At 57.7% G+C, this 24,516-nt stretch carries 27 protein-coding genes; 4 read left to right on the forward strand and 23 right to left on the reverse strand.

What is annotated here, in order from left to right; translation table 11 throughout:
* Positions 1–3: 3 nt before the first annotated feature.
* The 12 genes from nuoI to ndhC are packed head-to-tail and all read right to left on the reverse strand — an operon-like array spanning position 4 to position 10,017.
* Positions 4–492, reverse strand: coding sequence for an NADH-quinone oxidoreductase subunit NuoI (gene nuoI, locus GRI69_RS09920; protein ID WP_160728118.1), 489 nt, complete (start codon positions 490–492; stop codon positions 4–6).
* Entirely contained in the window at positions 489–1,544 is a 1,056-nt protein-coding gene (gene nuoH / locus GRI69_RS09925; protein WP_160728119.1) for an NADH-quinone oxidoreductase subunit NuoH, read from the reverse strand. The genes nuoI and nuoH overlap by 4 nt, the downstream gene beginning before the upstream one ends.
* Complete coding sequence (gene nuoG, locus GRI69_RS09930; RefSeq protein ID WP_160728120.1) at positions 1,541–3,550, reverse strand: NADH-quinone oxidoreductase subunit NuoG; 2,010 nt, start codon at positions 3,548–3,550, stop codon at positions 1,541–1,543. The genes nuoH and nuoG overlap by 4 nt, the downstream gene beginning before the upstream one ends.
* Positions 3,550–4,314, reverse strand: coding sequence for a hypothetical protein (locus GRI69_RS09935; protein ID WP_160728121.1), 765 nt, complete (start codon positions 4,312–4,314; stop codon positions 3,550–3,552). The genes nuoG and GRI69_RS09935 overlap by 1 nt, the downstream gene beginning before the upstream one ends.
* Positions 4,311–5,603: an NADH-quinone oxidoreductase subunit NuoF gene (gene nuoF, locus GRI69_RS09940; RefSeq protein ID WP_160728122.1), complete on the reverse strand. Its 1,293-nt coding sequence runs from the start codon at positions 5,601–5,603 to the stop codon at positions 4,311–4,313. The genes GRI69_RS09935 and nuoF overlap by 4 nt, the downstream gene beginning before the upstream one ends.
* Positions 5,603–5,746: a hypothetical protein gene (locus tag GRI69_RS15760; protein ID WP_202391947.1), complete on the reverse strand. Its 144-nt coding sequence runs from the start codon at positions 5,744–5,746 to the stop codon at positions 5,603–5,605. Before GRI69_RS15760 ends, nuoF begins: the two co-directional genes overlap by 1 nt.
* Complete coding sequence (locus GRI69_RS09945) at positions 5,746–6,414, reverse strand: complex I 24 kDa subunit family protein (RefSeq protein WP_160728123.1); 669 nt, start codon at positions 6,412–6,414, stop codon at positions 5,746–5,748. The genes GRI69_RS15760 and GRI69_RS09945 overlap by 1 nt, the downstream gene beginning before the upstream one ends.
* Positions 6,414–7,631, reverse strand: a complete 1,218-nt coding sequence (locus GRI69_RS09950) for an NADH-quinone oxidoreductase subunit D (RefSeq protein WP_160728124.1) — start codon at positions 7,629–7,631, stop codon at positions 6,414–6,416. Before GRI69_RS09950 ends, GRI69_RS09945 begins: the two co-directional genes overlap by 1 nt.
* On the reverse strand, positions 7,628–8,170 hold the full coding sequence (locus GRI69_RS09955) for a hypothetical protein (RefSeq protein ID WP_160728125.1): 543 nt from the start codon (positions 8,168–8,170) through the stop codon (positions 7,628–7,630). Before GRI69_RS09955 ends, GRI69_RS09950 begins: the two co-directional genes overlap by 4 nt.
* Positions 8,170–9,075: an NADH-quinone oxidoreductase subunit C gene (locus tag GRI69_RS09960; protein WP_160728126.1), complete on the reverse strand. Its 906-nt coding sequence runs from the start codon at positions 9,073–9,075 to the stop codon at positions 8,170–8,172. The genes GRI69_RS09955 and GRI69_RS09960 overlap by 1 nt, the downstream gene beginning before the upstream one ends.
* A gap of 11 nt (positions 9,076–9,086) precedes the next feature.
* Complete coding sequence (locus tag GRI69_RS09965; RefSeq protein ID WP_160728127.1) at positions 9,087–9,638, reverse strand: NuoB/complex I 20 kDa subunit family protein; 552 nt, start codon at positions 9,636–9,638, stop codon at positions 9,087–9,089.
* 4 nt (positions 9,639–9,642) lie between these two features.
* Positions 9,643–10,017: an NADH-quinone oxidoreductase subunit A gene (gene ndhC, locus GRI69_RS09970; protein WP_160728128.1), complete on the reverse strand. Its 375-nt coding sequence runs from the start codon at positions 10,015–10,017 to the stop codon at positions 9,643–9,645.
* A 170-nt stretch (positions 10,018–10,187) separates the two neighbouring features.
* Between ndhC and GRI69_RS09975 the strand changes: the two genes are divergently transcribed.
* A complete protein-coding gene (locus tag GRI69_RS09975; protein WP_160728129.1) occupies positions 10,188–10,670 on the forward strand; it encodes a YbjN domain-containing protein in 483 nt (160 codons plus the stop codon).
* Positions 10,671–10,714: 44 nt separating this feature from the next.
* On the opposite strand, the gene GRI69_RS09980 is transcribed toward GRI69_RS09975, so the two are convergent.
* From GRI69_RS09980 to GRI69_RS10000, 5 genes are all read right to left on the reverse strand, one after another.
* Complete coding sequence (locus GRI69_RS09980) at positions 10,715–11,662, reverse strand: glycosyltransferase family 2 protein (RefSeq protein WP_160728130.1); 948 nt, start codon at positions 11,660–11,662, stop codon at positions 10,715–10,717.
* 1 nt (position 11,663) lies between these two features.
* Positions 11,664–12,626, reverse strand: coding sequence for a sulfotransferase family protein (locus tag GRI69_RS09985; protein ID WP_160728131.1), 963 nt, complete (start codon positions 12,624–12,626; stop codon positions 11,664–11,666).
* On the reverse strand, positions 12,623–13,543 hold the full coding sequence (locus GRI69_RS09990; protein ID WP_160728132.1) for a sulfotransferase family protein: 921 nt from the start codon (positions 13,541–13,543) through the stop codon (positions 12,623–12,625). The genes GRI69_RS09985 and GRI69_RS09990 overlap by 4 nt, the downstream gene beginning before the upstream one ends.
* Positions 13,536–14,882, reverse strand: a complete 1,347-nt coding sequence (locus GRI69_RS09995; protein ID WP_160728133.1) for a lipopolysaccharide biosynthesis protein — start codon at positions 14,880–14,882, stop codon at positions 13,536–13,538. Before GRI69_RS09995 ends, GRI69_RS09990 begins: the two co-directional genes overlap by 8 nt.
* 116 nt (positions 14,883–14,998) lie before the next feature.
* Positions 14,999–16,429 (reverse strand): coniferyl aldehyde dehydrogenase, encoded by a 1,431-nt coding sequence (locus GRI69_RS10000; protein WP_202391948.1) that lies wholly within the window; start codon positions 16,427–16,429, stop codon positions 14,999–15,001.
* Positions 16,430–16,518: 89 nt separating this feature from the next.
* Between GRI69_RS10000 and GRI69_RS10005 the strand changes: the two genes are divergently transcribed.
* Positions 16,519–17,715 (forward strand): thiolase family protein, encoded by a 1,197-nt coding sequence (locus GRI69_RS10005; protein ID WP_160728134.1) that lies wholly within the window; start codon positions 16,519–16,521, stop codon positions 17,713–17,715.
* A 120-nt stretch (positions 17,716–17,835) separates the two neighbouring features.
* Here GRI69_RS10005 and GRI69_RS10010 read toward each other — a convergent pair whose 3' ends face one another.
* The gene (locus tag GRI69_RS10010) at positions 17,836–18,300 is read right to left on the reverse strand and encodes an SH3 domain-containing protein (RefSeq protein WP_202391949.1); all 465 of its coding nucleotides are present in this window, start codon (positions 18,298–18,300) and stop codon (positions 17,836–17,838) included.
* Between the two features lie 84 nt (positions 18,301–18,384).
* On the opposite strand from GRI69_RS10010, the gene GRI69_RS10015 reads away from it, so the two are divergent.
* On the forward strand, positions 18,385–19,410 hold the full coding sequence (locus GRI69_RS10015) for a 2-hydroxyacid dehydrogenase (protein WP_160728136.1): 1,026 nt from the start codon (positions 18,385–18,387) through the stop codon (positions 19,408–19,410).
* 43 nt (positions 19,411–19,453) lie between these two features.
* Entirely contained in the window at positions 19,454–19,882 is a 429-nt protein-coding gene (locus GRI69_RS10020; protein WP_160728137.1) for a nuclear transport factor 2 family protein, read from the forward strand.
* Positions 19,883–19,929: 47 nt separating this feature from the next.
* On the opposite strand, the gene GRI69_RS10025 is transcribed toward GRI69_RS10020, so the two are convergent.
* From GRI69_RS10025 to prfB, 5 genes are all read right to left on the reverse strand, one after another.
* A complete protein-coding gene (locus tag GRI69_RS10025; protein ID WP_160728138.1) occupies positions 19,930–20,718 on the reverse strand; it encodes an enoyl-ACP reductase FabI in 789 nt (262 codons plus the stop codon).
* A gap of 39 nt (positions 20,719–20,757) precedes the next feature.
* The gene (locus tag GRI69_RS10030; protein WP_160728139.1) at positions 20,758–21,987 is read right to left on the reverse strand and encodes a beta-ketoacyl-ACP synthase II; all 1,230 of its coding nucleotides are present in this window, start codon (positions 21,985–21,987) and stop codon (positions 20,758–20,760) included.
* Between the two features lie 9 nt (positions 21,988–21,996).
* Positions 21,997–22,506, reverse strand: a complete 510-nt coding sequence (fabA, locus tag GRI69_RS10035; protein WP_160728140.1) for a bifunctional 3-hydroxydecanoyl-ACP dehydratase/trans-2-decenoyl-ACP isomerase — start codon at positions 22,504–22,506, stop codon at positions 21,997–21,999.
* 136 nt (positions 22,507–22,642) lie between these two features.
* Positions 22,643–23,341, reverse strand: coding sequence for a class I SAM-dependent methyltransferase (locus GRI69_RS10040; protein WP_160728141.1), 699 nt, complete (start codon positions 23,339–23,341; stop codon positions 22,643–22,645).
* Complete coding sequence (gene prfB / locus GRI69_RS10045) at positions 23,338–24,465, reverse strand: peptide chain release factor 2 (protein ID WP_160728142.1); 1,128 nt, start codon at positions 24,463–24,465, stop codon at positions 23,338–23,340. The genes GRI69_RS10040 and prfB overlap by 4 nt, the downstream gene beginning before the upstream one ends.
* Positions 24,466–24,516 lie beyond the last annotated feature (51 nt).

Below are 24,516 nucleotides of genomic sequence, written 5' to 3' on the forward strand. Positions count from 1 at the left end.
CGGTTAGCGGTAGGGTGCGTCGGCTTCAAGGTTCGCGGCGATTGCACGCTCCCACTTGTCACCATTCGCGAGCAGCTTGGCCTTATCGTAAAGCAGCTCTTCGCGGGTTTCGGTTGCGTATTCGAAGTTCGGACCCTCTACGATTGCATCCACCGGGCAGGCTTCCTGACAGAAGCCGCAGTAGATGCACTTGGTCATGTCGATGTCATACCGCGTGGTGCGGCGGCTACCGTCCTCGCGCGGCTCGCTCTCGATGGTAATGGCCAGCGCAGGGCATACCGCCTCGCAGAGCTTACAGGCGATGCAGCGTTCCTCGCCATTCGGGTAACGGCGCAGGGCATGCTCACCGCGGAAGCGCGGAGACAGCGGGTTCTTTTCGAAGGGATAGTTGATCGTTACCTTGGGTTTGAAGAGATATTTCAACGTGAGGGCATGCGCCTTCACGAATTCCCACAGGGTGAACGATTTTATGAGGTGCGCGACCGTACTCATGCGGCGGCTCCATAGTGGCCGGTGGCCATCAGCCAACCGGAAATGAGAACGACGAACAGAAGGCTGATGGGTAGGAATACCTTCCAGCCCAAGCGCATGAGCTGATCGTAACGATAACGAGGGACGGTCGCCATGACCCAGCTGAACATGAAGAAGAAGAAGAACGTCTTCAGCAGCAACCAGACGATGCCCGGCACGTAATAGAGCGGTGCCCAATCGATGGGCGGCAGCCAACCACCAAAGAACAGCAGCGCATTGAGCATGCACATAAGCAGAATGTTGGCGTATTCGCCCAGCCAGAAGAGCGCGAAGCTCATCGAGCTATATTCGGTCTGGTAACCCGCCACGAGCTCGCTTTCGGCCTCTGTGAGGTCGAACGGTACGCGCTGCGTTTCTGCCAGGCTGGAGATAAAGAACATCACCCACATAGGGAAGAGCAGCAGGTTGAAGACATAACCGTTGACGATCCCGAAACCGTGACCCTTCTGCGCCATGACGATCTCGTTCAGGTTGAACGTTCCGGCATAGAGAACCACGCTGACCAGAATGAAGCCGATCGAAACTTCATAGCTGATCATCTGTGCAGCGGCGCGCATGGCGGAAAAGAACGGGTATTTCGAGTTGGACGCCCATCCTGCCATTACCACGCCGTAAACCGAGAGCGAACTGATCGCGAGGATGTAGAGCAGGCCGACATTGATATTGGCCAGCACAGCCGTCGCGCTGAAAGGGATCACCGCCCATGCCGCAAGCGCCACCGTAAAGGTGACAATCGGGGCGAGGATGAAGATGCCCTTGTTCGCCGCGCTGGGGATGATGGTTTCCTGCAGGAAAACCTTCAGGCCGTCGGCAAAGCTCTGCAGAAGACCGAAGGGTCCGACCACGTTTGGGCCGCGGCGCAGGTTGATCGCCGCCCACACCTTGCGGTCGACATAAATAATCATGGCTACCGCCAGCATCAGCGGCAGCGCTATGAGCAGGATGCCGGAAATGGTGGCGACGCCCCACGCCCATTCGTAGCTCATGCCGAGGGATTGGAAGAATTCGGTCATTCCGCGGCCTCCGCCAATTCGCCGCCGTGGAGCAGTTCTACCGAGCAGCGCTGCATTACCTCGCTGGCGCGCGCGATCGGATTGGTGAGGTAAAAGTCCCTGATCGGATAGGTACTGATTGCACCCTCGGCTTTTGCCTTCGCATTCGCTTTCGGCAGCACGCCGAGATCCGCTAGACCTTCCTCGCCCAGTGCCGGAACGTCAGCAATCATTGCCGACTGCAACTGAGCGAAACTGTCGAAACCGACATCCACCTTCAGCGCATCCGCCAGAGCGCGCAGAATGGTCCAGTCCTCACGCGCATCGCCCGGCGCGAAGACGGCCTTTTCCGCGAATTGAACGCGGCCTTCAGTGTTGACGTAAGTTCCGTCCTTCTCGGCATAGCTCGCGCCCGGCAGAATGATATCCGCCGCATGTGCGCCCTTATCGCCGTGATGACCGATGTAGACCTTGAGCGCATCAGCGAAGGGTTCGAAATCCATCTCATCCGCGCCAAGGCTGATGACCACCTTGGGCTTGGCTTCGACGATGTCCTTGATCCCACCCTTCTGGGCATAGCCGAGCATCAGTCCGCCCATGCGCGCAGCGGAGAAATGCAGCACGTTGAAACCATTCCAGCCATCACGAACCAACTTGAACTGATCGGCGAAGCGAAGGCCGGCTCCAAGCGCACCTTGCGCCAGAGCCGCACCGCCCATGATTATGGCCGGACGTTCTGCGGAATCGAACACATCGGCCACTTCATCGGGCAGGTCGCCGAGTGCCGAGAGATCGTCGCCAAGGAATACCGCCGGATAGGTGGTGTCCCAGAAGGCACCGATTACGAAAACCTTCGCGCCGCGTTTCACAGCCTTGCGAATGCGCACGTTTATCAGCGGCGCTTCCCAGCGAATGTGGCTCCCGACGATCAAAATCGCATCGGCAGTCTCTATCCCGGCAAAGGTCGAGTTAAAATTGACCGCGGCGAGGCTCGACACGTCGTAATCCATCCCGGTCTGACGGCCTTCGATCAGTGTCGAACCGCAGGCCTTGAGAAGTGCCTTGGCAGCGAACATCGTTTCGCAATCGACCATGTCACCGGCAATTGCTGCAATGTCATTCCCCGGCTTGGCCTTGGTGATGGCCTTGAACACCTCGTCCCATGTCGCCTCTTGGAGCTTGCCACGCTTGCGCATGAACACCTTGTCGAGGCGCCGGCGCGAAAGACCGTCGACCTGATAACGTGCCTTGTCCGAAATCCACTCCTCATTGACATCGTCATTGATACGCGGAAGTGCACGCATGACTTCTCTTCCACGGCTGTCGAGCCGGATATTTGCGCCTACCGCATCCGAAACGTCGATGCTGAGCGTCTTCTTGAGCTCCCATGGACGTGCCTCGAACGCATAGGGGCGCGAAGTGAGTGCACCGACCGGACATAGGTCGATTACATTGGCGGACAATTCGTGCTCGGCAGCCTGCTCCAGATAGGTAGTGATCTGCATGTCCTCGCCGCGGCCCACCGCGCCGATTTCATCCACTCCGGCGATTTCCTCGCTGAAGCGCACGCAACGGGTGCAGTGAATACAGCGGGTCATGATCGTCTTGATCAGCGGGCCCATGTATTTCTCGGTCACGGCGCGCTTGTTCATGGTGTAACGCGTCGCTCCGCGGCCGTATGCCACAGACTGGTCCTGCAAGTCGCATTCGCCGCCTTGGTCGCAGATCGGACAATCAAGCGGGTGGTTGATGAGAAGGAATTCCATCACCCCTTCCCGCGCGGTCTTCACCATCGGCGTATCTGTCCGGATTTCTTGCCCATCAGTAGCCGGAAGCGCACAGCTGGCCTGCGGCTTAGGCGGCCCAGGCTTCACCTCGACCAGGCACATGCGGCAGTTGCCCGCAATGCTCAGTCGCTCGTGATAGCAGAAGCGCGGAATCTCTTTTCCCGCAAGCTCGCAGGCTTGGAGGACGGTCGCGCCCTCCGGAACCTCGATCTCCTGACCGTCTACAGTGACCTTGGGCATTATTCGGTATCCGTTGGCTTGGTTTGGGCAGTTTCGAAGGCGCCGTAATAGCTACGGGTCCACATTCCGTCGGCAACCAGCATACGGACCATAGTCGGGTCTAGATTGGGTGCTTCCTCGGTATCAAGACATGTCAACAGTGTCGGGTAAAGTGCTTCCAAGGAACTGCCTTCTCCGCTCGTTCCTGGCGTGGAATCCAACAAGTCATGGGCGGCTGGCGCATTGCGGTAGCTGATGCAATCGGATACTTCGGCTAATACCTTTGACCGAGGACCGGCGCGGCGACCGATGAACCGGGCTTCAATGAATGTAGGAGCGCCTTCCTCACGCACGGGCGGTCCTTTGTTGGAATAAAGATATGCCTCTTCCGCAACGAGGTTGCGCAGGGTCGAATACTGCATCGTCGCATAAATTTTGTACTGCGACTGCTTCATTGCTCGGCCGAGACAACGTCCGAAGTCGATCTCATCGAAAAACTCTTCGGCTTCGAATTCCAAAGCCGAGAAATCGATCCTGTCGAAATCGCTGTTCGCCAACAGGGTATCAAGTTCGTCCTTGTTCCCGTAATAAACGCATTTTGCGAGACGTTTCTGCATCTGGCGGGCATCTGCCACATCAGCCGCTTGAGCTTCCTGCTTAAAGCGCGATCCAATCGGTGCTTCGGGGCGAAGAAACCGGTCCCGTTCGCGATCGATATCGGTCTCCTGCGCGACTGCGGGAACAGCAAGCGATAGCAGCGCAAGCACCACGAATGGCGTTTTCATGCCGCAGTCTCCACAAACTTAGTGTTATGTTCTTCGATACGCCTCTCCAGCTCGGGCCGAAAATGACGGATGAGGCCCTGAATCGGCCAGGCCGCCGCGTCACCGAGAGCGCAGATGGTGTGACCCTCTACCTGCTTCGTGACCTGCTGCAGCATGTCGATTTCCTCGATCGCAGCATCGCCAGCGCGCAGTCGCTCCATCATACGCCACATCCAACCAGTACCTTCGCGGCAGGGCGTGCACTGGCCGCAGCTTTCGTGTTTGTAGAAATAGCTGATCCGGCTGATCGCGCGAACGATGTCGGTCGACTTGTCCATGACGATGATGCCTGCCGTGCCGAGGCCCGAACCGAGGTCCTTGAGGCCGTCGAAATCCATCGGCGCGTCCCATATCTGCTCTGCCGGAACCAGCGGAACAGAAGAGCCGCCAGGGATTACCGCAAGGAGGTTGTCCTTGCCACCGGTAATACCGCCGCAATGCTTCTCTATCAGTTCGCTGAACGGAATCGAGAGCGCTTCCTCCACCACGCAGGGCTTGTTTACATGGCCGCTGATCTGGAAGAGCTTGGTGCCCTTGTTGTTCTCTCGGCCGAAGCTCGCGAACCAGCTGGCTCCGCGGCGCAGGATTGTTGGCACCACCGCGATGCTTTCGACATTGTTGACAGTGGTCGGGCAGCCGTACAGACCCGCGCCGGCCGGGAACGGTGGCTTCAGGCGAGGCTGGCCTTTCTTGCCTTCGAGACTCTCGATCATTGCGGTTTCTTCGCCGCAGATATATGCACCCGCGCCCCGGTGGAGGAACACGTCGAAGTCGTATCCCGATTTGCTCGCATTTTTGCCGATCAGGCCCGCAGCATAGGCCTCGTCAATGGCAACCTGAAGGGTTTCGGCTTCGCGGATATATTCGCCGCGGATGTAGATGTATGCCGCCCTCGCCCGCATGGCGTAACCGGACACCAGCGCGCCTTCGATTAGTTTGTGCGGATCGTGACGAATGATCTCACGGTCCTTGCAGGAACCGGGTTCGGACTCGTCGGCATTGATGACAAGGAAGCTTGGCCGGCCGTCCTTACTCTCCTTGGGCATGAACGACCACTTCAAACCCGTCGGGAAGCCAGCACCACCCCGCCCGCGAAGACCAGAGGCCTTCATTTCCTCGATGATATGGTCATGCCCGCGCGCGATCAGCGACTTTGTATCGTCCCAGTCGCCACGCTGCTGCGCCGACTTGAGCCCCCAGTCCTGGAAGCCATAGAGGTTGGTGAAGATGCGATCCTTGTCGGCAAGCATCAGAAACCTCCCCCGAACACGAGGATTGCCGCCACAATCAGGATTCCGACCAGTGCGACTGTCTTGATGACACCCTTCAACACTTTCCAGGCAATCACGACTGCAAGGATCGTGAGGATGATCGTGATGATCGAGCTATCCATCACCATTCACTCCGGTAGTCATGATTTTCTTCGGCCATCTTCTCGAGCGAACTCAGCGCATTGGCCGGTTCGCTGGTGTGGCGACCGGGCTCCTGCGTGCCAGTTTTCGGTTGCTCGCCCTTCGCCAGCGCATCCAGGATGGCGTCGAGACGCTCGGGGGTCAGGTCTTCGTAATTGTCGTCATTGATCTGAACCATCGGCGCGGTGGCGCAATTGCCCATACATTCGACTTCGGTGAGCGTCCAAAGGCCGTCCTCGGAGACATGGCCCTTGCTCATGCCACGCTTCTTGCAGGTTTCGAACAGTCCGTCCGAACCGCGCAGCATGCAGGGCGTCGTGCCGCAGACCTGCACGTGGTACTTACCCACCGGCTTCATGTTGTACATGAAGTAGAAGCTGGCCACTTCAAGCACGCGGATGACCGGCATGTCGAGATAGTCGGCGACATATTCGATCACCGGCAGCGGCAGCCAGCCTTGCGTATCAGTCTCTTCGCCCACTTGGCGCTGGGCAAGGTCGAGCAGCGGCATCACCGCCGAGCGCTGACGCCCCTCGGGATATCGCGCAATCGCCTTGTCCGCACGTTCGCGGTAGCTTTCCGTGAATTCGAAAGCACCCCAGCGCTCGCGCAGTTCGGGAGTATCCGGTGCGGGGTTACGGTCAGCCATCAGCGATCGCACTCCCCGAAGACAACGTCGATAGCGCCGAGAATTGCGGTGGCATCAGGCAACATGTGGCCCTTAGACATGAAATCCATTGCTTGCAGGTGGCTGAAAGCGGTTGGGCGGATCTTGCAGCGGTAGGGTTTGTTCGAACCGTCACTCACAAGGTAGACGCCGAATTCCCCCTTGGGGCTCTCAGTTGCGACGTAAACTTCGCCTGCGGGAACGTGAAAGCCTTCAGTATAGAGCTTGAAGTGGTGGATCAGCGCTTCCATCGATTGCTTCATTTCGGCACGCTTTGGCGGTGCAACCTTGCGGTCGTCGCTCGCCACGGGGCCGGATGGCATATCGCGCAGACACTGCTTGATGATCTTGGCGCTTTCGTAAACTTCCTTCACGCGCACCACGAAGCGATCGTAGCAGTCGGAGTTGGTACCGACCGGGATGCCGAACTCCATGCGGTCGTAGACATCATAAGGTTGCGACTTGCGCAGGTCCCAAGGAATGCCGGCCGCACGGATCATCGGGCCGGAGAAACCCCATGCCACTGCGTCGTCCTTGCTAACTACGGCGATATCGACGTTACGCTGCTTGAAGATGCGGTTGTCCAGCACAAGGCTCATTGCGTCCCCAAACAACTCGGGGAGCCGAGTATCCAGCCATTCGCCGATATCGACGAGGAGCTTTTCGGGAACATCCTGGTGCACTCCGCCCGGGCGGAACCAAGCGCTGTGCATGCGCGCACCGCTCGCCCGCTCGAAGAAGTTCATGCAGTCTTCGCGCAGCTCGAAGACCCACAGGTTCGGAGTCATCGCGCCGACGTCCATTACGTGGGCGCCGATGTTGAGCATGTGGTTGCAGATGCGAGTCAGCTCGGCGAACAGGACACGAAGATACTGCGCTCGCTCGGGCACCTCCACATTGAGCAGCTTCTCTATCGCGAGGACGTAGCTGTGCTCCTGACACAGCGGACTGCAGTAATCGAGACGGTCGAAATAGGGCAGCGCCTGAAGATAGGTCTTATGCTCGATCAACTTTTCCGTGCCGCGGTGCAGAAGTCCGACATGCGGGTCGATCCGTTCGATAATCTCGCCGTCCAGTTCCATAACCATGCGCAGCACGCCGTGCGCCGCAGGGTGCTGGGGCCCGAAGTTGATCGTGTAGTTGGTGATCGTTTCGTCGCCGGTGGTCGGCGATTCCTCGATTTGCATTGCACTACTCATGCGCAGATCCAGTTGCCGGAATAATTTTGCGAATTGCCTGCCTCATCGGTAACCACGACATTGGCCGGGCGGCTTTGTTCTTCGCCTGCGGCCGGTGCAACCTCGACGGTGAAGCCCTCTCCGCTAAAGGTAGTGCCGGATTTGATCGCAGCCAGCCCGCCAGGCGCGGCGTCAGTCATGACGAGCGTATCACCCACGCGAACGACAGCTTTTCCGGGTAATGTCGGTTCCTTCATACCTGCAGCGATCATCATCTCCTGATTGCCGACCATAAAGGTGCAACCACCTTCCCGCGGCCCAAGGTTCACTCCGCCTATATCGCCGAGGCGCTGAAGCTGGGTGAGGTTCGCTTCGGTTGGCGGTGTGTCTACGGCAACATTCGGCGCATTGGGGTCGGGCTGTGACGGATCGAGTTGAGCGCCCGATTCCTGCTGACCGATACGGCTCGCAAAATCGTTAGCGCCTTCCTGCTCTTGTGCAGGTTGCTGAGAGCAGGCGGCTAGCGCAAAGACAAAAATCGGCAAGATCGTAGAACGCATTACTGATCGTCCTTCTTTTTGACCTGAGCTTTGCGCTTAGGGGCGGCCTTCTTCGCAGTGCTCTTTTTCTTGGCCGGCTCCGTCGCCGTCGAAGTGTCTTTGGCCTTGCCTTTGCGCTTCGCACGATCAGGCTGATCTTCGGTCGGCGCAGGGGCGGGAACATCTTCGCCCGCATCCTCTTCGGCCGGCGCACCCGCGCTCACTTTTGCAGAGGCCTTTTTGTCTGTGTCCTTGCCCGCACCGGTATCGGAAGGCTTTTCCGTGACCTTGGGGTCATCGACCGGTGAAGTGTTCGCCTTCTCGTCGCCAGGAAGGACGTAATCCGCACCCTCCCAAGGACTCATGAAATCGAACTGGCGAAGATCTTGCGCAAGCTCGACGGGTTCATAGACCACGCGCTTCTCGTCTTCGGAATAGCGCAGTTCGACGTAGCCAGTGAGCGGGAAGTCCTTGCGGAAGGGGTGACCCTCGAAACCGTAATCCGTCAGGATGCGGCGCAGGTCGGTATTTCCATCGAACAGCACGCCGTACATGTCGAACACCTCACGCTCGAGCCAGCCAGCATTCGGCCATAGCGTCGTAACGGTCGGCACCGGCGTATCCTCGGATGCGGTGCACTTGACCATGATGCGGCTGTTCTTCGTCAGGCTCAAAAGCATGTAGACGACTTCGAACCGTTCGGCTCGGCTCGGATAATCGACCCCGGCGATCTCCATCAACTGCTGATAACCGTGATTGTCGCGCAGTATCCGCAAGGCATCTTCGACCGAGCCGCGGCGCACGGTGAACAGGAGCTCCCCATGCTCTTCGCGGGTCTCAACAAGATGTTCCCCGAGCGCGCCCGAAAGCGTGCTGGCCAGCCCATCGATCTGCGTGAAGCGGGGCGCGGAATGTAGTGTAGCCATCACCTGTGCCCTCAACGCTCGATCGTACCCACGCGGCGGATTTTCCGCTGCAATTGCATGACTCCATAAAGTAGTGCTTCGGCAGTCGGCGGGCAGCCAGGAACATAAATATCGACCGGCACGATCCGGTCGCAGCCGCGCACGACAGAATAGCTGTAATGATAATAGCCGCCGCCATTCGCGCAGCTACCCATCGAGATGACGTATTTCGGCTCCGACATCTGGTCGTACACCTTGCGAAGTGCGGGGGCCATCTTGTTGCACAACGTACCGGCGACAATCATCACGTCGCTCTGGCGCGGGGACGCGCGTGGAGCAACGCCGAAACGCTCCATATCGTAACGTGGCATGTTCACGTGAATCATCTCGACCGCGCAGCACGCGAGGCCAAAGGTCATCCACCACAGCGATCCGGTCCGGGCCCATTGGAACAGGTCTTCCGTCGAAGTAACAAGGAAGCCCTTGTCGTTCACTTCGGTCTGGAGCGCATTGAAATAGTCCGCGTCTGGACGACGGATTTCGCCGGGCTGTGCTGTGGGGGTTAGGGATTGGGGGGTATTCATATCGTCACTCCCACTCCAGCGCGCCGACTTTCCAGGCGTAGGCAAAACCGACGATCAGTTCGCCGAGGAATACCATCATGGTGATCCAACCCGGCCACCCGGTCAGGTCTAGACTGACTGCCCATGGGAATAAAAATGCGGCTTCGAGGTCGAATATGATGAACAGGATCGCGACGAGGTAGAAGCGAACGTCGAACTGGCTGCGCGGATCTTCGAATGCGGGAAAGCCGCACTCATACTCGCTGTACTTTTCTGCTGTAGGCTGATGCGTCCCGGTCAGACGCGAGACACCCATCGGCAGGAACACGAAGAGAGCCGAGAGGCCCGCCGCGATGAACAGGAAAATCAGGATCGGAAGATATTGTTCGAGGTCAACCACGTACGATTCCGTCAGGGGGAAGTTTGCGGGGCAGCCTCTAGGCTTCTAGCCGAGATGGTGCAAGGGCAAGGCGAAGAGGTTTTGCCGCCAAATTTTCAAGCGCAATTGAGTTTTCGTTAACTCGGCTTCAACATACGCTGCACATGATTTTTACGAGAGCAAACCCATCTATGGCTAAAATCGGTTTCATTGGCGCACTCTGTATTGGCCTAATCACAGCCTCCTCCCCGGCGACCGCTCAAAACGTCGTTGCCGACGTTGACCAGATTGCGGCAATCCTCGAAAGCGAAGGGTACCAAGCAAAGCTAATCGGTGAAAAAGATGACCGGTACATCAAGACCGGCATGTCCGGTTACAACTTCCTCATCCTCCCGTTCGATTGCGATGACGCCGGCGAGAATTGCAAGTCGGTACAGTTCTACATTGCCTTTGCGACCGAAACGGAGCCGACGCTTGAGGCAATGAATACTTACGCGTCTAGAAACCGCTTTGGCCGGATATACCTCGACGACGATCGGGATCCTGTAATCGAAATGGACATCGACCTTGAAGCAGGCGGAATGCCGAAAGAACTCTTCATGGACAATCTGGCTTACTGGGAAGCAATCATGGTCGCCTTTGCGGAGTTTTCGTTGGAGAATGATCGGAAATAATTGTTCCTGAGTTGGGCTATTTCCATGAGGATTGAATAATCAGATTATCGATGAACTCTGATTTTTCTCAAGGGTTTCGTCATTTCCAGAACCGCACCTACCAGCCTGTGATAAAATGCACGGGGTAAGAAGCATCGAATGAACTGTCGGCCGGTGACCGAAAGTTTCACGTCACCCTTCAATGGGCCATTCAACAGCATCCTTAAGGCAGCCATTCGGTTAAAAGGTGCGGTGTGAAATGCTCCAACCGTTCCCTCGTACGCATAACGGCCCCTCTCGGACAGCAGTCCCCACGTTCGAAAACCTTTATACGCCTGCTTGAGATCGCCCCGATAATCTGCTGATCGTCCTTCCTGTGGAACGTCGAACCAGATACTCAGAGGCTCATCGATCCGCTCCCAATCAATTCCTTCAGCCTCGATCGCAAGGCAAAAATCGAGATCTTCTCCAACCAGAATATCGGGCCTGAACCGTACGTCGATTGCCGACTGGCGATCCACCACTAAGACAGAGGTCTGTATCATCTGGTTACGCGAGAAAAAATAGTGTTCGAGCGGCTCATCTGGATGCAGCGTTCCACCGGGCTTTAGCGCAGCACGTCCCTTACCGCGATCCACTATGGCAGGTGCGAAACCGGCAAACCTCGATTTGCTGGCGATCCGCTCTCTGAACCGCTCGAGCTTGGTGGGAAGAAACCGATCGTCACTGTCGAGAAACGCAAAGAACCGACCCCGTGCAATGTCCATGCCGGTGTTGCGCGCCGCTGAAGCTCCGGCATTTTCTTGGCGATGAACTACGATCCGCTCGTCTGCAAATTCGTCGATCACCGCAGCCAGTCTTGCGCCATCCTTCGAACCGTCATCGACGATAACGATTTCGAAGTCGGTGAATGTTTGCGACAGGCAGGATTCGATCGCCTCACCAATCACGTCGGCGCGATTATACGCAGGAATTATGACCGAGAAAAAAGGGGGTTGGACGTTCTTGATCATCTCAGCTTCCCGCCATCATTTCTTGGTCCGCATCAGAATAGAAGTCATCCGCCATGATCGCGGGACCAGCTATTGCAAACTGCTGGACAAGTTGGCGGTCAGGCCGAAACCTCGAATTTACGGCGGCTCGGAACTCATCCGAAATCGAAGGAGGAGCCTGATCGGGCGGTGACATCCGTTCCCGCAGGGCGTCGGCAAGGCGCGACTTGCCCCTTATGCCGAGCACATTCTTCAATTTCTTCGCTTGACGCAAGATCCGCGCGGCGTTGCCAGTCGCGACGAATTTGCGCGTATTCTGCACATTGAATGAGACAGTCTCTGACCCGACACCGAGAAAATCCTCGATTGCGCGCCAGACATCGTTAGGCTTATCGCGGATTAACGAGAAGTCGATGAGCAGGAACCGCTCGCGTGGGATGCATTCGAGCGCCCTGTACAATTGTGCGCCAACACGCAGCCTTTCGTCATAGAATAGCGATTTGAGCTCCGGGCGCCGCGACCGCTTCGCTTCACGACGCCGTTCGTTACATGCCTGCAGCGCTTCTTCAGCGGATTCAATCGGTTCGAGATTCATGAAACGCTCTTGCTGATGTAGCGAAAAGAACGCCTCCGCGTAGGATCGGAAGGTCACGAGAAACCGTGCGCTGGGAGAAAAATTGGAAATCTGTTCCATCGCGCTGGGGGAATAGAGATAATCCGGTGTGGCATCGCAATAATACTTCACGCCTTCCTGTACGGGAAACAACTCGCGATATTTTTGCTCGCGTCCAACAAAATGGCCTGTCGAGCGATCATCATTGAAGAACCAGGGCTCTTTGACATCCGAGACGTGGATTTCCGAGTGCTGCGACAGCCAATTCGCGAGCGAAGTCGTCGCTCCCTTTGGCGTTCCCGGAATGAACAGATTAGGAGTACAATTTCCCATTGATAGGATAGAACTGCTCTCTCTAGGAAAGGCAGTCACAGAATGTCGCTGCCTGCATTCGTGTAAAACCCTTCGGCCACCAAGGCTGGCCCGGCTTGAGCAAACTTCTCTACCAAGGCACGATCATATTCGAACTGTCGATTGATCTTTTCGGCCAGTTCCGGAGGCGGGGCCGGAGGCTCTGTGTCAGGCTTGGCGAAACGCAAACGAAGCTTGCGGGCAAGCCCAGTTCCGCGCCCCAAACCCAAAGCATTTCTCGCGGAGATGCCAAGCCTCAACATGCGATATACCACGCCATCAGCAGGCACGGTTTTGCGAGAATTTTTTCTGATGAACTCAATAGGCACTGGATCTAGTTCCAGGAATTCGCACATTCCCTCCCAAACCTTGTCCGGATTGCCCTTCACACGATCGAAATCGATGAATAGAATGTTGTCGCGATCCACGAATTCAAGTGCGCGCAGAAGCTGGGCACCAACCCGCAGTCGCTCATCATAGTACAGTGATTTGCTGTAAGATTTCGGCCGCTTCCTGTCTCGCCTTCTCCGCTCTGGCGCGGCCGCGAAAGCTCGGACAGGATCTGCAATTGATTCCGTCTGCAAAAACCGTTCGTGTTGATGCAGCGAGAAGAACGTCTCCGCGTAATCACGAAACGTGATGATGTGCTTAGCGTGAGGAGAAGTTTGCGCGATCGCCCTCAAAGCGTTCGGGGAAAAAAGATACCCTGGAGTAGCATCGCAATAATAGGTGACGTGCTCCCGTTTCGGAAATAGACTTCGATATGCCTCTTCATTCGACGCGAACCGAGAGTTCGAACGGTCATCGTTAAAGAAATGCGGCTCTTTAACCGATGGAACATGGACCGAAGGATGTTGCGCGAGCCATGCGGCCAGCGACGTGGTCGCTGCCTTCGGGGTGCCTGGGATAAACAGATTGGGTATGGCACTATCACTCATTTGAAATTTTTCTCGTACTCCTGAGATAACGTATTGCGACATAAAAAAACGTCAGGTTCCAAGCAAGCGTAGTCGCCGCGACCGCTCCTGCCGTTCCGTAAACGCCATAAAGGACCGTACAGATACATACGGCAATTGTCCCCAATATCGCGGCACCGGTGGTTATTGCGAGGACAAATCTCTCCTGCCCGGTAAACGCAAGAAGGAGAGCCGCCGGGCCAGATACGTTGTACACTACATGACCAAGTGACAGTACGAGCAGTACACCATGAAACTTGGAATATGCTGGATCGAATATTCCGAGCAAAAAGTCTCCCAATACAGCGTAGGCCGCAAAAACGGAGAAGCTCATTACGCCACCGACGATGCACGAAATCGCAAAGGTGTGACGTAATTCTGAAAAATTCTCTTTAGCAATGGCAGTCGAAATTTTCGGTGCGATCGCCTGATTAATACCAACTGAAATGATTGCCAGAAGGCCCGAAAGTTTTTGTGCCGAAAAATATGCACCTACATCAGCGGCGCCCAATAGGTAGCCTACCACCAGCACACCAATTTGACTCTGGACAGGCCAAACCAAAGCGATCCCCCAGAACGGGGCTGTCGAGCGTCGATAATCGCTTCGAATTTCTGTTTCGCGCTCCAAGGGGACGCCTGACGGAAGGCGCAAGCTGCGGATCCAGCCGACCACCTGCGACACGATTGCAAGCGAGAGCAAGCAAGCGAGGATTGAAATGGCCTCCGTCGAAGAAACCAGATTGGCCCTGAATTGCAAACCTGAAGCATCAAAGAGCAAGACGCCAAAAATGATGCAGATCAACAGACGCCAAATTATATCGCGGGGCAACATTCCATAAGCCAGCGATCCCTTCGCGCGGTAATAATTGGACATGAATTCGGCGAATGCCATTAACATCGCAAGGCAAAGGGTAAGAAGCAATGCGGCACGCGGAAGCTTGGTAGAAAACTCCAATCCGAGCCAGATCGCGACCAAAGTTGTTATGACAGAGAATAGTGCGCCCGCAGCGATAAACTTCATCAGATTGCGCGACGCGAGCTTTAATGCAAACCGTGCCGAAGCGCCTTCATCATTGATCGTCAAATACTTGGGAAAGTATTTCAGGACGATCCTGTGCTGCCCACCCAGTAGAAAAAATGACAAGATCGTCGCGAGGGAAAAGGCGATCGAAAAGCGACCAAACTCTTGAACCGAGGTTGCGCGCGCAACAGCGACGAAGGAAAGGAACGTGAAGAGCGCGCCGAAACCCTTGATCGCACCCGAAACCATGATGCTGGAAAGGAGCTTGCGGTGCCTGCCCAATATGCGCTGCACAAACATTTTGGGAGGGATACTCTGTAAATCGGATGTCGGAGCCGAGCCACTATCCGATGGCTAAAAGCTTTGCAAGGAGAGCAATCCCGCTGGCACTCGGCCAGCGGGCGGCAGCTTGCGCCTTACTTCATCATGCTCCTGACAGCCTTCTCAGTCCCAGGGCCATAGGGAGGCTTAAATCCGCCCAGCTTAGCCACGTCGATCTTCGGCTGGGTATAGACGCTGCGAGCGTGGCTGAATTCGCGGAAGCCCTCGATCCCGTGGTAGCTGCCCATCCCGCTGGAGCCGACTCCGCCGAATGGCAGATCTTCCATCGACACATGGAAAATCACGTCATTCACCGTCACTCCCCCGCTAATCGTGCGTGTAAGGACCGTTTCGCGCTCGTTGCTGTCGTCGCCGAAATAATAGAGCCCGAGCGGGCGATCGTTCCGGTTCACGTAATCGATTGCCTCGTCCAGCTGCCTATAGGTCTTCACCGGCAGGACGGGGCCGAAGATTTCTTCCTGCATCGCCTTCATATCGTCGGTGACGCCCTTGAGGATGGTAAGAGGCATCTTGCGGGCATTGCTGCTGCCGAAATCCTCGTTACCGGGATTGACCTCGATCACCTCGGCACCCTTGTCGCGCGCATCGGCAACCATGTCCTGCAGACGATCAAAATGACGATCGGAAACGAGGCTGGCGTAGTCTTCGTTCTCGAGCAAGCTCGGATACATTTTGGCAGTGCCCTGCCAAACGCCATGAATTGCTTCGTCCTGCTTGCCTTCGGGTACGTACATGTAATCCGGCGCGAGGCAGATCTGGCCCGCGTTCATCATCTTACCCATGGCAATCCGCTCACCTGCCTTGGCGAAATCGGCGCTTTCTCCGAGAATGACGGGGCTCTTGCCGCCGAGTTCCAGCGTGACGGGTACGAGGTTCTTCGACGCGGCTTCCATCACCTTGCGGCCTGTAGCAGTCGAACCGGTGAAAACCAGATGATCGAAGGGTAGTTCGGAAAAGGCCGCGGCAACTTCGGGTCCACCGGTGAATACGGCGCATTCGTCGGGCGTAAAGTATTCTTCGACCAGTTCCTGCATCATCAGGCTGGTCTTCGCGGTAAATTCGCTCGGCTTGATCATCGCCCGGTTCCCGGCGGCGAAGACCTGCATCAGCGGGCCGAAGGTGAGATTCACCGGAAAATTCCACGGGCTGAGGATGCCGATCACGCCTTTCGGTTCATACCGCAGTTCTGCCTTCGCACCCAGCAGACCAAGTGGGAACTGCACGCTACGCCGCTCGGGCTTCGACCACTTGTCGACATGCTTCAGGCAGTATTTTCCGAAGTTCACCGTGCCCGCTATGTCGGTAATCATGGATTGCATCGGGGAGCGGTTGCCGAAATCGGCGCTCATCACCTTGCATAGGTCATCGCCGTGTTCCTTGAGAAGCTTCATCGCGCGCTCGATGCGGCTCTTGCGAGCTTCGATCGGCTCGGGACGCGCCTCGGTGAACACGGCGCGCTGCTTGCGCAGGACATCTTCCATCTCAAGTTTGCGATTGTCCGCCATCATATTCTCCTGGGGTCTATGTTGCGCTGCAGCAGCACAAGTCCTATCTCGACAGGCAGATATTCCAGACAACAAGGACCAGCACAAGCATGAGCCAGTTCAGCGCAAACGATCCCGTCGTCATCCTGTCCTACGCCCGCACTCCAATGGGCAGCATGCAGGGCGCCCTATCCGATGCATCCGCGACAGATCTCGGCGCCACGGCGGTGAAGGCCGCGGTCGAGCGCTCGGGAGTGCCGGTCGACAAGTTCGACCGCACCTACATGGGCTGCGTTCTTCCGGCTGGCCTCGGCCAGGCCCCTGCCCGCCAGGCCTCGATCAAGGCCGGCCTGCCCAAGTCCGTTCAGGCGACCACGGTCAACAAGGTATGCGGCAGCGGCATGCAGACGGTCATCATGGGTGCAGAGGCGCTCGCCAGCGGAACGATCGACTATGTAGTCGCTGGCGGTATGGAGAGCATGACCAACGCGCCTTATTTGCTGAAGAAACACCGCAGCGGCGCGCGTATTGGCCACGACACGACCTACGACCACATGTTCCTCGACGGCCTCGAAGACGCATATGAGGAAGGGCGAGCCATGGGCACTTTCGCCCAAGGCACTGCCGACGAATACCAGATGACGCGCGAGGAAATGGACGCGTATTCCATCGAATCGTTGCGCCGGGCCAACGCGGCGATCGAAAGCGGTGCCTTTGCGAGCGAGGTCGTCCCGGTCACAGTTTCGACCCGCAAGGGTGACGTGACCGTCGATACGGATGAGGCACCCGGTCGTGGCAATCCCGACAAGATCCCGCAATTGCGACCCGCCTTTGCGAAAGATGGGACAATTACGGCCGCCACCTCGTCTTCGATCTCGGACGGTGCGGCGGCCGTCGTCTTGAGCCGTGAAAGCGTAGCGAGGGAAAATGGTCAGGCGCCCGTGGCCAAGATCGTCGCCATGGCTGCGCATGCGCAAGAACCCGCCCAGTTTACTGTCGCTCCGATAGGCGCAATCGAAAAGGTGCTGGATCAGGCTGGCTGGAAAGCGGACGAGGTAGACCTTTGGGAAGTCAACGAAGCCTTCGCCTGTGTCGCCATGTTCGCCATGCGGGATATCGGCATCCCGCATGACAAGATCAACGTAAATGGCGGCGGCACTGCGCTTGGTCATCCGATCGGTGCCAGCGGCGCGCGTATCATTGTGACGCTGCTCAACGCGCTCAAGAGCCAAGGCAAGAAGAAGGGCGTGGCCAGCCTTTGCATCGGCGGCGGGGAAGCGACGGCTGTGGCCGTCGAAATTCTCTAGGTGTAAAATTCAGGAAGCTGACGCGATCTTACGAGTCTGCTTGCCTCCCAAAATTCTGAAAGGGGCGGCTTAAGGTCGCCCCTTTCTGGAATTGGCACGCCCCGATTTCCGACAACACGTTCACGGTTCGCCTGCGCCCCAGAGACTTTTCTGACGAACCCAGCCTGCACGTTCACCGACGGTGAACTCGCACCATCCATCATCGCAGTCGCCGAGCCTTCCCACCACGCCCGGCTCCAATCGCCATTTGACCTTCGAGGTCTTATCGTTATCCTCATGCATGGTTGCAGGGCTTTTCCCGATCACCACCGCACCCCGATCCGGATCGAGCAACCGCGAAGCCACCCAGCCTCGTGCCCCATCGGGATCCTCGATCAACCGCCAGCCTTCCATCACGCGGACCACCTTCACCGGTAGCCCCCTGCGGCGGTAGACCCAATCGATCTTGTAATCGGCGCTCGGTCCTACACGCATGTTGATCTCGTCGGCCCGCAGGCTTGCCCAATAGGGAACCTCGCGATCCTGGGCCTGGACAGATGTGGCCAACATAAGTGCTGACAGGCAAAGAATTAAACGAAGCATCATGTCCTCCCCCAATACCGGCAGCAAGCTGCGCTCACAAGCATTGCTTGACCCTCCCGATGCGGAAAGCGTAGCGAGTTGGATTGCATGGTAACGACATCGACATCAGCGTCAGCTCCCGAGAAGCGTATTAACCGGAAACCGCGCGTGGTGGTGACCCGGCGTCTCGGCCCTTGGGTGGAGGACCGGATGACCGAACTTTTCGATGTGCGCACCAATGCGTCCGACATGCCGCTGACCCGCGACCAACTGCTGGAAGCGATGCAGGATTGCGACGTTCTCGTGCCGACCGTTACGGATAGTATCGATGGCGAGATGATTTTGCAGGCCGGCGAAGATCTCGGTCTGATCGCCAATTTCGGTGCCGGTACAGAGCATATCGATCTGGACGCAGCCGCGCAGGCAAAAATCATGGTGACCAATACTCCCGGTGTATTCACTGACGATACCGCCGACCTGACCATGGCCGGAATCATTGGTGTGCCGCGCCGGATTCGTGAAGGCGTCCAGCTGATCCGCAGCGGCGAATGGACCGGCTGGGCGCCCACTGCCATGCTCGGCCGCAAGCTCGGCGGGAAGACCCTGGGCATCGTTGGCATGGGGCGGATTGGCCAGGCGGTGGCACACCGGGCACGGGCTTTCGGGCTGGAGATTGCCTACCACAACCGTAAGCGCCTACCCGAGGCGATCGAACGCATGGTCGCTGCAAGCTGGGTCGAAAGCATCGATGAACTCGTCGCGCAGGCGGATATCCTTACGCTCCACTGTCCTGCCACACCGGGAAACCATCACCTGATAGACGAGCGGCGCCTCTCCCTGATGAAACAGGGTGCGAGCCTCATCAACACTGCGCGCGGCGATCTCGTCGACGAGGAAGCGCTGATCACGGCGCTCGAAAGCGGGCATCTCGCCGGAGCCGGGCTGGATGTCTATCCGGACGAGCCAAACGTCGACGAACGCTTGATCCGACATCCGAATGTGATGACCCTTCCCCATATCGGAAGCGCTACGCGGGAAGGCCGCGAGGATTCGGGGCACAAGGTCATCGCGAACATCCGCATGTGGGCCGATGGACACCGACCGCCGGACCAGGTACTTAGCGGGCTTAGCTGACGGCTCTTGCTCCCCGCGCGCCATGCTGTAAGCGATTGCGGTCATGGATGAATTCGCCGCAAAAATCGAAGCACTCGAGCATTTGTGGATGCGAAGCTGGGTGCAGCGTGACCGCAACCAGATGAAAGCTCTGGCCGCACGGGATTTCATTTTCCTGTTGGGCTCAAGAAGCCCCGCAATCCTCGACCGCGCGAGCTGGCTGGAGGCAGCGACCACCCGCTTTCGCTGCTCGGGCTATCGTTTCGACGAAGTTTATGTCCGACGCCACGGCCCCACCGCGGTGTTCGCTACCCGCATGACCTTGGACGCGAACATGGGCGACCATGAATGGTCAGGCGAAACTTGGCTGATGGACCTATGGCAGAAATCGAAGGTAAGGCGAAAATGGCGCATCGTTGAGCGCACGCTCTCGCGGCCTGATACGGACGAGAAAATGCCAGATGCAATCAGGTCGATGCAACTCTGGCGTTAGGTCCGGTTCTAATTTGAGTCCGTTCCGGATCTACGACGCGCGCCGACTTAAAGATTGTCGTGCTGCGGCATGCCGAGGACGTGGAAGCCGCCGTCGACACGGATGATCTCACCCGTAGTGCAGGCCCCGGCATCGGAACACAAGTAGACTGCCGTGCCGCCTACTGCTTCCAGCGTTGCGTTGGCACGTAGCGGCGCGTTGGCCTCGGTGTGCTTGAAAGTCTTGCGTGCGCCACCGATTGCCGAGCCGGCTAGCGTTTTCATCGGGCCCGGGCTGATCGCGTTGACGCGGATGCCTTCCGGCCCAAGGTCGTTGGCCAGATAGCGCACAGCCGACTCAAGTGCGGCCTTGGCCACGCCCATCACGTTGTAATTTGGCGCTACACGGTTGGAGCCCATGTAGCTCAGGGTCAGTACTGTCCCGCCATGTTCCACCATCATCGGATGGGCGCGGCGGGCGATTTCGATCAGGCTGTAAGCGGAGATATCCAGCGAGTTCCTGAAATTCGCCCGCGAGGTGTTGAGAATGCGGCCCGTCAGTTCCGACTTGTCGGAGTAGGCGATGGCGTGGACAACGAAGTCCAGCCTGCCCCACCGATCCTGCAAGGCACCAAAAGCAGCATCGAGCGAGGCATCATCGGTGACATTCACATCGAGCAGGAAATCCGAACCCACGCTCTGGGCAAGCGGCTCCACTCGCTTTTGGAAAGCATCGCCCTGATAGGTAAAAGCCAGTTCAGCGCCTGCATCGGCACAAGCTTTGGCGATCCCCCAGGCAATCGATCGATCATTGGCCACGCCCATTACAAGACCGCGTTTTCCTGCAAGCACGCCCATTCTCAATCCACCTTAACTATTAGCATCATGGCCTTGGTTTTACCCATGAAATTTTGACAACAAAATCGAACCATTGGTGCCGCCAAATCCAAACGAATTGGTCATCACAGTATCGAGGCCAGCATTCGCGACCATTTCGGTGGCGATCTCTTCCGGCTTCAGTGCCGAATCAAGTGTTTCGACATTGATCGAGGGAATGATGAAGTCATGCTCCAGCGCCAGCAGGCAGTATATCGCCTCCTGTGCGCCAGTGGCCCCCTGGCTATGTCCGGTCATTGACTTGGTCGAACTGACCGGCGGCGTCGCGCCGTCCCCGAAGACCCGGCGCACTGCCTCGATCTCGCCCACATCGCCAACGGGCGTCGAGGTGCCATGCGCGTTGATATAGCTTACCTTGCGATCTTCGGCGAGCGTGCGAAGCGCGCCGCGCATGGCTCGCTCTCCGCCCTCGCCCGAAGGCGCAACCATGTCGGCCCCGTCCGAAGTGGCGCCGAAACCGGTAACTTCGGCGTAAATCTTCGCGCCGCGTGCCTGCGCATGCTCAAGGCTTTCCAGAACCACGATGGCGCCGCCGCCGCCGATCACGAAGCCATCACGGTCCGCGTCAAAAGCACGCGAGGCACGTTCTGGCGTGTCATTATACTTGCTCGACATCGCGCCCATGGCGTCGAACAGGCACGACAGTGTCCAGTCCAGCTCTTCACCGCCGCCGCCGAACATCACGTCCTGGTTGCCCAGAGCAATCTGCTGTGCCGCCATGCCGATACAGTGAAGCGAGGTGGAACAGGCCGAAGTAATGGAAAAATTCATGCCTTTGATCTGATAGGCCGTGGCAAGGTTGGCGCTCACGGTAGAGGACATGCACTTGGGCACGGCGAACGGTCCGATGCGCTTCGTTGCGCCGGTCTTCAACACCGTCTGGTGGGCGGCAAGCATAGCCGAGGTGGACGGGCCACCCGATCCGGCGATAAGCCCGGTCATCGGATTGATGACGTCCTTTTCCTCCAGCCCGGCATCGGCGATGGCCTGCCCCATGGCAATGTGGGCGTAGGCCGCACCCGGCCCCATGAAGCGCAGGGTGCGCTTGTCCACATGCTCTGAAACGTCGAGGTCGACCGCCCCCGCAATCTGCGAGCGGAAGCCGTGTTCGGCCATTTCCTCGTTGAAGGTGATACCGGATTTGCCCGCTTTCAGCGCGGCCAGCACTTCGGCGGCATTATTGCCAATCGAGGAGACGATCCCCAGACCGGTTACGACGACTCGACGCATGTTATCCTCTCACGCCTCTGACAAGGCGACTTTCATATCTTTGACTTGATAGATGACTTCGCCATCGGCCTCGACGCGGCCGTCGGCCACACCCATCGTCAAGCGGCGGGACTGTATCGCCTTGGTGAAGTCCACGTAATATGTGAGCATCTTGCGGTCGGGCCGCACCATGCCGGTCAGCTTCACTTCGCCGACACCGAGCGCATAGCCGCGCCCCTCCCAGCCTCGCCAGCCCAAGTTGAACCCCGTAAGCTGCCATAGCCCGTCCAGGCCAAGACAACCGGGCATGATCGGGTTGCCGGGAAAATGGCATTCGAAGAACCAAAGGTCCGGTTTGATGTCGAATTCTGCGACCACATGACCCTTGCCATGTGAACCACCATCGCCGGAAATATCGGTAATTCGGTCCATCATCAGCATCGGAGGTTCGGGCAATTGCGCATTACCGGGACCAAACAACTCGCCCCGTGCGCACTTCAGCAGGTCCTCACGGTCAAAACTGGTCGGGAAATTTGCCATCCCAGACGGTACTCCTCACCATTGCGTATTACTTGAGGCTGCGCCTAGCATCACGTCCTGCTACTGGAAAGAGCGCAGGAAATTTCGTTTGAGCGGTTACTCCAAGTAGGCGAAGGGGCGCACCCGCAAGTGTACGTCAGGTATTGGGACAAGCAGTGATCGCCTCAGGATCGGGGCGCTTTTCGGCGCGTTCGAAGCGTGCGAAATACCCTTTGAGATCGGGCCGCTCTACGAACTCCACAAGCTTGAAGCCCACCTGTTCGAACTCGCAAAACAGTAGCTTCGGCGCGATCCCGTGCTGGTCAGTCGGACGATCGATATCGACCACTATTACCTGCCCTTCGTTTCGCAAGGCAGGCCACATGCGCCAGAGGAATTCATATGGCTGCTCGATTTCATGGTACATGTGGACCATGAAAATGCGGTCGAAACTGTTGTCGGGCAGCTTCGGGTCAGCGACTTCACCGCGGCGGATCGACACATTGTCGAGCCTATACCGCTCCACGCGCCGTGCCAGGCGATCGAGCGCTCGCTGATCAATGTCCTGTGCCAACACGCGGCCTTCGGCATCTACTCGCTCGGCCAGACGAACAGTGTAATACCCGTTGCCTGCGCCAATATCCGCCACGGTCATCCCAGGGGTGATTTCAGCCAGATCCATCACTGTTTTAGCTTCGCCGCGGCTATCGCGCTGATCTTCCGTCGAAAACTGGTTGGACCCGATTTCCGAAACAGGCCGGTCAGGCTCAGGAAACAGCGCCTCGGCTTCCGGCTGTTCAACGCAAGCGGACGCCAGCAGTGAAGCAACAAGCAGGAACGGCACGCGCCGTGTCACTCGGTGTCCTCCACCTCGATTTGTTCACCTGTAACCCGCTGGGCGAGTGCAGCTGAAATGAACGGGTCGAGCGCGCCGTCCAGCACATCATCTGGAGTGGGCGACTGGACGCCGGTGCGCAGATCCTTGACCATCTGATAGGGCTGCAGGACGTAACTCCGGATCTGGTGCCCCCACCCGATCTCGCTTTTCTCCTGATATTCGCCCGATGCCACAGCCTCTCGCTCTGCCATCTCGCGCTCGAACAGCCGGGCTTTGAGCATGTTCATGGCCGTAGCCTTGTTCTTGTGCTGGCTGCGATCGTTCTGGCTCGCCACGACTATGCCCGTCGGCTGATGTGTTATGCGCACTGCGGAATCGGTTGTGTTGACGTGCTGTCCGCCTGCACCCGACGCTCTGTAGGTATCGATCTTGAGATCGGAAGGGTTGATCTCGATGTCGATATCGTCGTCGATCACTGGATAGACCCAGACCGAACTGAAGCTGGTGTGGCGGCGCGCCGAGCTGTCATACGGGCTGATCCGGACGAGGCGATGCACGCCGCTTTCCGTCTTTGCATAGCCATATGCGTTTTCACCCTTCAGAAGCAGGGTCGCTCCCTTGATCCCGGCCTGGTCGCCAGCTTGGTATTCAACCGTCTCGACCTTAAAACCGCGACGTTCGGCCCAGCGACCATACATGCGGAAGAGCATCTCCGCCCAGTCCTGGCTCTCGGTACCACCGGCGCCAGCGTGGATTTCGACGTAGGTATCGTTGCCGTCGGCCTCTCCCGACAGCAAGGCCTGGACCTTGTCTCGGTCGGCTCGATCGGCCAGTGCTGCCAGGCTGGTGAGGCCATCCTTGACCACCTCGTCGTCGCCCTCGGCATCACCCATCTCGACGAACTCGATGGCATCGCTCATTTCGCTCTCGATCTCACGGACGGTATTGATCGCAGTTTCGAGACGTTTCTGTTCCTGGGTGATGGCCTGAGCCTTCTTCGGATCATCCCAAAGCGTGGGATCTTGCACGCGCGCGTCCAGCTCGTCCAGACGGCGAAGTGCGCGCTCCCAGTCCAGTGACTGGCGCACGAGAGCAAGTGCAGCTTCGATACGGTCGATATAGGCCTGCCCTTCGGCACGCATAATTCAATTCCTCAAGCGATTGGTCCGCCCACCTAACGCTCGGACGGCGAT

The sequence above is a fragment of the Qipengyuania vulgaris genome (genome assembly GCF_009827325.1).
Lineage (GTDB): Bacteria > Pseudomonadota > Alphaproteobacteria > Sphingomonadales > Sphingomonadaceae > Qipengyuania > Qipengyuania vulgaris.

Bases quoted from the DNA above. Each gene is read 5' to 3' on its own strand.
- GRI69_RS09975 (WP_160728129.1), top strand. From the start codon at position 10,188: ATGGCTAAAATCGGTTTCATTGGCGCACTCTGTATTGGCCTAATCACA.
- nuoF (WP_160728122.1), bottom strand. From the start codon at position 5,603: ATGCTTGCCGACAAGGATCGCATCTTCACCAACCTCTATGGCTTCCAG.
- GRI69_RS10010 (WP_202391949.1), bottom strand. From the start codon at position 18,300: ATGATGCTTCGTTTAATTCTTTGCCTGTCAGCACTTATGTTGGCCACA.
- GRI69_RS15760 (WP_202391947.1), bottom strand. From the start codon at position 5,746: ATGGATAGCTCGATCATCACGATCATCCTCACGATCCTTGCAGTCGTG.
- nuoH (WP_160728119.1), bottom strand. From the start codon at position 1,544: ATGACCGAATTCTTCCAATCCCTCGGCATGAGCTACGAATGGGCGTGG.
- GRI69_RS10020 (WP_160728137.1), top strand. From the start codon at position 19,454: ATGGATGAATTCGCCGCAAAAATCGAAGCACTCGAGCATTTGTGGATG.
- prfB (WP_160728142.1), bottom strand. From the start codon at position 24,465: ATGCGTGCCGAAGGGCAGGCCTATATCGACCGTATCGAAGCTGCACTT.
- GRI69_RS10030 (WP_160728139.1), bottom strand. From the start codon at position 21,987: ATGCGTCGAGTCGTCGTAACCGGTCTGGGGATCGTCTCCTCGATTGGC.
- GRI69_RS09950 (WP_160728124.1), bottom strand. From the start codon at position 7,631: ATGAGTAGTGCAATGCAAATCGAGGAATCGCCGACCACCGGCGACGAA.
- GRI69_RS10015 (WP_160728136.1), top strand. From the start codon at position 18,385: ATGGTAACGACATCGACATCAGCGTCAGCTCCCGAGAAGCGTATTAAC.
- GRI69_RS09990 (WP_160728132.1), bottom strand. From the start codon at position 13,543: ATGAGTGATAGTGCCATACCCAATCTGTTTATCCCAGGCACCCCGAAG.
- GRI69_RS09945 (WP_160728123.1), bottom strand. From the start codon at position 6,414: ATGGCTGACCGTAACCCCGCACCGGATACTCCCGAACTGCGCGAGCGC.
- GRI69_RS10000 (WP_202391948.1), bottom strand. From the start codon at position 16,429: ATGGCGGACAATCGCAAACTTGAGATGGAAGATGTCCTGCGCAAGCAG.
- GRI69_RS09965 (WP_160728127.1), bottom strand. From the start codon at position 9,638: ATGAATACCCCCCAATCCCTAACCCCCACAGCACAGCCCGGCGAAATC.
- GRI69_RS10005 (WP_160728134.1), top strand. From the start codon at position 16,519: ATGAGCCAGTTCAGCGCAAACGATCCCGTCGTCATCCTGTCCTACGCC.
- GRI69_RS09995 (WP_160728133.1), bottom strand. From the start codon at position 14,882: ATGTTTGTGCAGCGCATATTGGGCAGGCACCGCAAGCTCCTTTCCAGC.
- nuoI (WP_160728118.1), bottom strand. From the start codon at position 492: ATGAGTACGGTCGCGCACCTCATAAAATCGTTCACCCTGTGGGAATTC.
- GRI69_RS09955 (WP_160728125.1), bottom strand. From the start codon at position 8,170: ATGCGTTCTACGATCTTGCCGATTTTTGTCTTTGCGCTAGCCGCCTGC.
- GRI69_RS09980 (WP_160728130.1), bottom strand. From the start codon at position 11,662: ATGATCAAGAACGTCCAACCCCCTTTTTTCTCGGTCATAATTCCTGCG.
- GRI69_RS10025 (WP_160728138.1), bottom strand. From the start codon at position 20,718: ATGGGCGTGCTTGCAGGAAAACGCGGTCTTGTAATGGGCGTGGCCAAT.
- GRI69_RS09935 (WP_160728121.1), bottom strand. From the start codon at position 4,314: ATGAAAACGCCATTCGTGGTGCTTGCGCTGCTATCGCTTGCTGTTCCC.
- GRI69_RS09960 (WP_160728126.1), bottom strand. From the start codon at position 9,075: ATGGCTACACTACATTCCGCGCCCCGCTTCACGCAGATCGATGGGCTG.
- nuoG (WP_160728120.1), bottom strand. From the start codon at position 3,550: ATGCCCAAGGTCACTGTAGACGGTCAGGAGATCGAGGTTCCGGAGGGC.
- fabA (WP_160728140.1), bottom strand. From the start codon at position 22,506: ATGGCAAATTTCCCGACCAGTTTTGACCGTGAGGACCTGCTGAAGTGC.